Annotated in this window: 6 protein-coding genes and 1 tRNA gene; all 7 read left to right on the forward strand. The window is 36.3% G+C overall.

Annotated features, from left to right (window positions below):
• The first annotated feature begins 29 nt into the window (after positions 1–29).
• Positions 30–102: transfer RNA gene (locus DW981_RS13665), tRNA-Asn, on the forward strand.
• An 858-nt stretch (positions 103–960) separates the two neighbouring features.
• Positions 961–4,323: an RHS repeat-associated core domain-containing protein gene (locus DW981_RS13675; protein WP_182434298.1), complete on the forward strand. Its 3,363-nt coding sequence runs from the start codon at positions 961–963 to the stop codon at positions 4,321–4,323.
• Positions 4,324–4,425: 102 nt separating this feature from the next.
• A complete protein-coding gene (locus DW981_RS13680) occupies positions 4,426–5,019 on the forward strand; it encodes a hypothetical protein (protein WP_118508120.1) in 594 nt (197 codons plus the stop codon).
• Positions 5,016–5,603, forward strand: a complete 588-nt coding sequence (locus DW981_RS13685; protein WP_118508121.1) for a hypothetical protein — start codon at positions 5,016–5,018, stop codon at positions 5,601–5,603. The genes DW981_RS13680 and DW981_RS13685 overlap by 4 nt, the downstream gene beginning before the upstream one ends.
• A gap of 25 nt (positions 5,604–5,628) precedes the next feature.
• Entirely contained in the window at positions 5,629–6,708 is a 1,080-nt protein-coding gene (locus DW981_RS13690; RefSeq protein WP_118508122.1) for a hypothetical protein, read from the forward strand.
• A gap of 17 nt (positions 6,709–6,725) precedes the next feature.
• Positions 6,726–7,127: a DUF6483 family protein gene (locus tag DW981_RS13695; RefSeq protein WP_118508123.1), complete on the forward strand. Its 402-nt coding sequence runs from the start codon at positions 6,726–6,728 to the stop codon at positions 7,125–7,127.
• A 45-nt stretch (positions 7,128–7,172) separates the two neighbouring features.
• The coding region (locus DW981_RS13700; protein ID WP_147352662.1) for a hypothetical protein at positions 7,173–7,517 on the forward strand (345 nt) is incomplete at its 3' end.

Below are 7,517 nucleotides of genomic sequence, written 5' to 3' on the forward strand. Positions count from 1 at the left end.
CTAAAGAAAGGACTGTGTTTTTGTTATAATCCTCGATAGCTCAGTCGGTAGAGCACGCGGCTGTTAACCGCGCTGTCGTAGGTTCGAGTCCTACTCGGGGAGCGACAAAAAATCCTGTAAACGATTTCGTTTACAGGATTTTTTTTTTGATCTTTTTGCCATATCGCCATTCAAGATAAGAGGTGTACTCTTTGTAATCCCATTTCTGGTAATAGATGATCTTTGGAAGCTTATCAACTCGAAATTATTGATATTATTTTCTGATGGCATGACTCACTATATAGCGGCTACAAAATATAATTAGACCATCGACATAATGAGCAATATATGGTTCTCGCAGCATCTTTTGGAATGGGAAGTTTTAGTTGTCAATATAAAATTCTTAAATGAAAGGTTAAAAAGATGTCCAATTATGGAAAAAAGTGTCCATTTCTGCCAAATGGGTTTACGAAGAGAAATTTTTTTATTACATTTAATGTGTTACAGACGCATTTATTAATGACTTTGTATTATTGCACATTTGATACCAAGCGAATAATTAGGGGATATGTGTAGAAAGGAGCAAGGAACGAAAAAGACAAAAGAATTAATTTTACGTGCAGTAGAAAAAACAGCGCAGAAAAAATTGATTATGGATAGTGAGCGTTGGCCTACATGCTTAGGCATCCTACATCAGCCGGTAAGACCACAGTCATTGCATCATAAAGATGTTACAAAGAAGTAAACATCTTTATGATGGCGCCTTGTAGAGTTTCTCTACAAAAATCTGCAGTACTTGAGAACAGACCCTCTGTACCGCAGATTAAAACTTCACTTGATAATTATAGCATATTAGGTCTGTATATGCTATGGATGTAGAAAATATAAAGTTTCTGCATGAGAAAGTCGGAATTTGAGAAACAAAAAACTAATACATATAATAGTGCAGATCATGAAAGTGTAGCACAGAATGGAGAAAAAATGAGAAAAAAAGCAACTATTATAAGTGCATATGTAATTTCTTTAGCGTTGGCATTTGCCCCGATTCATATAGCGACAGGTTATGCCGATGCTGCTGAGACGCAGGTTGATACAGCAAATATATGTATAACAGAAAATATTAATAGTAACCAACTAATGGGTAATATTACAACTGTGCAGAAGCTTCCAAATTTACATGATGGTATTCTGTATCAGCTGGAGCATGCCGATAAAGTAGAATTGTCAAATGGCAACGAAGGTGAGAGGTTTAATAGTGATGCATATATTTATTCCAGTGACTCTTATGAAATGAAGGCGGCAAGAAATATTTTTTCTGGAATATTAGTTGCAGAGAATGATATTAAGGTTAGTGGAGAAGAGAATAATTTGCGCCAAGGAATTATGTATACAAAGGATGGGTCTGTATGGATTACTGGAAATCATGTTACAATAAATGGAATTGTCTATGCACCAAAGGGATCCGTACACATAGAGTGTCAAAAATTGGATTTATGTGGAGCGATTATAACAAAGAAATTGACGATTAATGCATCTGAAAGTAGTGCAAAAGAGGACATTCGAGTGACAAATATGATGCAGAAAATGCAGAAATTTTGCATGAGAAATGACATTGCCTTAGAAATGTATTTTGATGATGAGGCTGATAAAATAGCACTGTCAGATATAGATGCGCAGACTATAGAATTATATATACGTTACAACAATGAACCATTTCATAGGATTGAGAACTATAAGAATGGTGTTTGTTTTGATAAACCTGAGGAAAACGGATATATTGAGGCGTATGTGAAAATTGTTGATAAATACGGCGAGAGAAGAATATCGGACATAAAAACGTTTAAGAATGAAGGGGAAGGATGCATTAGTGAGGTTACTAGGGATACGGATGAAGATGGTATTCCTGATGGATATGAGATTAGAGATGGATATGGAAAGTGGAACGATCCTGACTGCACAGAGCAACAAAAAGTGTGCATTGCTGGAAAAGATCATCTTTCTGTTGAGATAGAAAAAGAAACGATACATAAAATAGAGCAACAATATAGTGATTATTTTATTGTTGACGCACAGAAATGTTCTGATAAGTATGTTGAGGCAAAATATAAATTCGTTCCTGGTGACTGTTTGGAAGCGTATTATAATGAACAGGGACAAAAAGTTACGGAAGTGTACAATAATATTTCGCAAAAGAATAAAATACAGATAATAGATAATAACTATAATATTATCTTATATAATAAAAAAGGAGAACCGGCACTTCGTTTAGCATATGATGGTGCAAATCAAATATATAATGCATACACATATGACGAAAACGGAATTAAAAATATAGAACATAATGGAATTGAGTACGATTTCCAGTATGATAGTGAAGGAAGAATAAAAAGTTTTGATATTAATCAACGCGAACTTAAAACAATAGAATGGGAAAATGACAGAACGTGTCGCACAACATTTGGAGACGGGTATGCATTAATAGCTGAATACGATTCGATTGGCGACATGATAAGTCTGTCAGATGAAAAACAGTTACTCTATAGTTGGACATATGATGAAGATAACCATTATGTTCTTTCAGAGGCTACAGATCATGTCAATCATATTACTTATAAATATACCCATGATAACTCTAGAGAGTTGACTGGCATGAAAAGTTCTGATGGCTGTTCTTATTCAGTGATCAATGATGGAATGAATACGACATTACAGATTGCTTGTAATGGTAACAATATGACGGAACAATTTCTTGTTGATAATGGAAAGTATATTTATCGTAGTAATGCGCTGTTGGAAATTCAGGATCAAAAGGATAAGGAAGTGCGCATAAATGGGGATATAGTGTATCAAGAGTCATATCAGGATGATGGCAGTGATAAACTAATTAAAGTAAATAATCAGAAATCATATCGAGAGGAATACACAGAACAAGGTCTTCTAAAAGCGGTATGGGATAAAGATAGATGCCTAGTATCTTATGAATACAATAATTTAAATGAAGTGATTCGCGAGAATCTTTCTGCAACAAATAAGACATATGTATATCATTATGATGAGGGAGGTAATATAACAAACGTATATGCATATCCATTGGACTTTAATAAACCATCTGTTCAGCTGAAAGATGGAAAAAAGATAGCAGATTATGGATACAATGATAGATATGCAGATCAAATGACATTATATCAAGGAAAACAAATTTGTTATGATGCGAGTGGAAATCCTATAACATATTGGGATGATAGTCACTTTACATGGACACAGGGCAATAAACTCAAGTCGATTAAAAATAATAATGGGAAGACCGTTTATTCCTATGACATGAATGGAAATCGTGTAAAAAAATCTGGAAAAGATGGGAACACTCAATTTTATTATGTCAATGGGAAGTTGATAGGAGAGGTTACGGACAAAGACGAAATGTGGTTTCATTATAATGCTTTTGATCAGCTTGTTGGATTTGAAAGTCAAGGAAAAACGTATTTGTATCGATTAAATGGCAGTAATGATGTTGTTGGAATTATGGATTCAGAAGGAAAAGAACTTGTAACCTATGAATATGATGCATGGGGAAATATTGTCAACATTATCGGGAATCAGACACTGGCAGAACGTAATCCATATCGGTACAGAAGCTATTATTATGATCGGGAGAGTGGATTTTATTATCTTGTGAATCGATACTATGATCCGGCTACAAGGCGTATGTTAAGTATGGATAGTTATACAGACACGGGTTTTGGAGCGTTTTCTCACAATATGTATGCTTATTGCGAAAATACCCCTGTAAATGCAAGTAATGCTACTGGAAATGTGCCAGACTGGGTAAAAAAATTCCCAAAATCTCCTTCAGGAAAGAATTATTATTGGAAAGGAGTGAACAATTTTTTAGATTCCAATTGTTATGGGTTTGCTATGAATAACGAAAAGGCAATTGATCCAGGTCATTATTCTAATCCAACAAAATGTCCTGCGACTGAAAAGCAGGCATTAGATTATACAATGGCTGATTTAAAGAAACTGAAATATAAAATTCATAAAACAATTCCTCATGGCGATGCTAGTAAGTATAATGATGATTATACAATGATTATTTTAAGAACTGGGAAAATGGATAATGGACTACCAGATTATCATTTTATGAAAAGATTTTATAGTTTCAGTACTGGAACACATTTTTGGGCTCATAAGCCTGGGCGAGCTAGAGTGGGGATTTTAATATATGCTGATCGTTTTAAAAATTCACTTCCATGGAAAATTGAGCGGTATTTTGTTAAGAGCAAAAAATGGGATATTGGTGGGGGATCTTATACAAGTAGTCTCCATTTTATTGTATTCAAATAATGATTCAAATCATAAATTCTTCTGACGTTGCATGTGAAAAGGCAATGTCAGAAGAATGTTGAAAATAATAAAATCTGAATGCTGAACAGGGAGGAAAAGAGGATGACCAAATCAAAGAAAATATTAATATGGATCATAGTGGTGCTCATTGCATCGATTTTGCTAGGATTAGCGGTACGTGTTGGAATGTATTATTATGAATACAGACAAGATAGTAAGCTTTTGGAATTTTTTAAAGAAAATGAGAGCAAATCGGTTTTTCATGGCCTGGTGAATGATGATGGAAAGCCTTATCAGCAAAAAACTGTAAGATATGATATTGATGGTGATGGTAAAAAAGAAATTGTTTATGCAGGATATGATGAATTGGGGTCCGGATATCCAAGATATGTGATCTGTTCAATTGGGATTCATTCCGGTCAAAAATTTTATGTAAAGGCAATTTATGACTTAACCTGTTTTGACTATACAGTTGCACCTGATAAAGCAAAATATGTTCTACAACATGGCATACCGAGTATGGCGATAAAATCAGGAAAGTTATTATTTCAGGTGCATGATTATGACGATAAGGATAAGATTTTGAATACATTTACCATGACGGGACAACAGGGAGATCATCTAGTCTTTAATACAGAAAGCGGACGGTTTGTTACGAGTGATTGGGAGGACTTTGATAAGGAGGATAAAGATTGAGTAAAAAAAGGAAAAATTTTATACGACTTATAGCGGTGTTCGTTACAGTAATTATACTATGCTCAGTAGTACGTGTTGGAATGTATTATATTGAATACAGACAGGAAAAAGCAGTTTTGCAATATTTAAGAGAGAATAAAAATAATTCTCCCATTCGCGAGCTAGTAACTGCAAAAGGAAAACCCTATCAGAAAAGTTTCATAAAATATGATATCGATGGTGATGGTGAAAAAGAAATTGTCTATGCAGGATACGATAGCGTTGGAGCAGGACTTCCGCGATATGCAATTTGTGCTATCGGGATTCGTTCTAATCGAGAGTTTTATGTGAAAAAGATGTATCGCTTAACTTGTAATGATTATGCGGCAGGATTCAATAAAGCAGAATATGTTCTACAACATGGCATACCGGGGATGACGATTAAATCAGGAAAGTTATTATTTCAGGTGCATGATCATGACGATAAAGATAAGATTCTGAACACATTTACCATGACAGGACAACAGGGAGATCATCTAGTCTTTAATACAGAAAGTGGACAATTTGTTACAAGTGATTGGAAAGCTACAACTTATTTGAAATGAACAATAAAGAGAAAGGAGATAACCATTGTTTCAAAAGGGAATAAAATCTGCCCGGATATTGCCATTAGCTGATGTCGGTATCCGGGCATGGCCGGAACAGAATTTCTTGTTTGGAATTCTAAGCGGATCAGAGGATGGCCGAAAGTGGATATACAATCATTTTATACAGATGAGAGGCTCTCATTATATCGGGTATCAGTGGGATGCAAAAGATGCCAGCATAACCTTTTATCCATATGCGATCCATTATCTTTCCCCTAATATGTTTGATCTTTGTCCGTTTGTTGAAAAAAATATGATACCAAAGTCATTGATTCTTGGAATGTTTCGTTCATTCCATGAATTTGTGATCCATGCTATTGATGGTGGGTATTATATTTCTACATTTTTGGATCAGTTTTTTAGGGAGGACATGAGGGGGCATTATGGGTTTCATCATCCAACATTTATCTATGGCTATGATGGTGGAGAGCGGATTGTTTATATTGCGGATAATTTCGAACGTGGAAAATATGGCACCAAGAAGATCTCATATGATCAACTTGACAGAGCATTTCGTTTAGTGCCGGATGATATGTGGAAGTATGGAGTTTATCTGTATCGAGTCACTTCCGCACAGTATTCTTTTGTGCCAGGGTACGTGAAAGAACAGCTTATGGACTATATTGCACCAGGAAATGGAATCTGTTACTTAAACCGTACAGTATGCCCGGAATCTTTTCATGATGGCAGTGACTATCTCAATGAGGTTTTCTTTGGTGTGCAGTGCTATGATCTGCTTGATCACTGCTTTCAGGCGGTGATCAGGCAGGATGATACGTATCCGTCAAAAGACTGGCGCAGTCTGGTTCAGCTCTGCGATCATAAATATCTGATGCGTAGACGGTATCAGTATATGATGGAGAATGGTTATGCTGCAGAGGATGATGTACTGTTGAAAGATTTGGAAGAATTGGAAAAAGAATGTCTGATCGCACAGAACATGTATATTAAGTATACAGTGACAGATGATATTAAGATCATAGAACGGTTGCGGGAAAGAATAAGAAAGATTCGGCAGATGGATATTATTGTGACAGAGAATTTTATAAAACGGATTTTATAAGAATCAGAGAGGATGACATGGCGGAGTATCAGACGAAGAAAACCAAGCATGCAGTATACAATACATTACGCTGTCTTGGAGGGGTTCTATTTGGAGAACGTCGGTTTAAGCAGCCAAAATTTTTGGAAAACGCAGCACAGAAGGATAAATACGAGATGTGGCTGGCAATGATTGATGCAGGAAAGATCAATGAGGCAGAAAATGAATTGATCGCCGAGTTAGAGCATGCATCGGAGGGGGACGTAGACTGCAGAGGACAGAAAATGGAACTATTGGAGGTGGCACTGCAGGTATATCAATATATTAATGACAAAGAGGATGAATTCCTTGAGATGCATTGCTACAGCCGTGAAGAAGTGGAAGAGGGTATTCGAAATGCTTTGCAGATGATGGGGATGCACAATGATCTGCTGTTATAAAGCAATACGCAGTAACGGATTTACCGTACAGAAAAGAGGATGAATGTGACGAGAGAAGAGTTAGTACAGTACGCAGTAGAATACACGTCATTCTATGCGGAAAAATATGCAGGTGCCAACCTGCAGGATGGAAAGAGTCTGCCGATCCTTACCAAAGAGGAGGCGGCGCATGCGGGAGTATCTATTATTTCCAGGGAATATTACACCAAACTTGGCACGCCGGAGGTGAAAAGTGCATATACTTCCGGGTCGACCGGGATCAGCTTAGAGGCGTTTTCTAACAATGCGGAAAGCGCAGGACAGCTTTTTTCACTCTGGCTGTACCGGCGGAAATATTATGGGATCAATACCGATGCAAAATTTTGTTTTTTCTTTACCCTGAGAGATCAT

It is taken from the genome of Clostridium sp. AM49-4BH, assembly GCF_003478335.1.
Classification (GTDB): Bacteria; Bacillota; Clostridia; order Lachnospirales; family Lachnospiraceae; genus Butyribacter.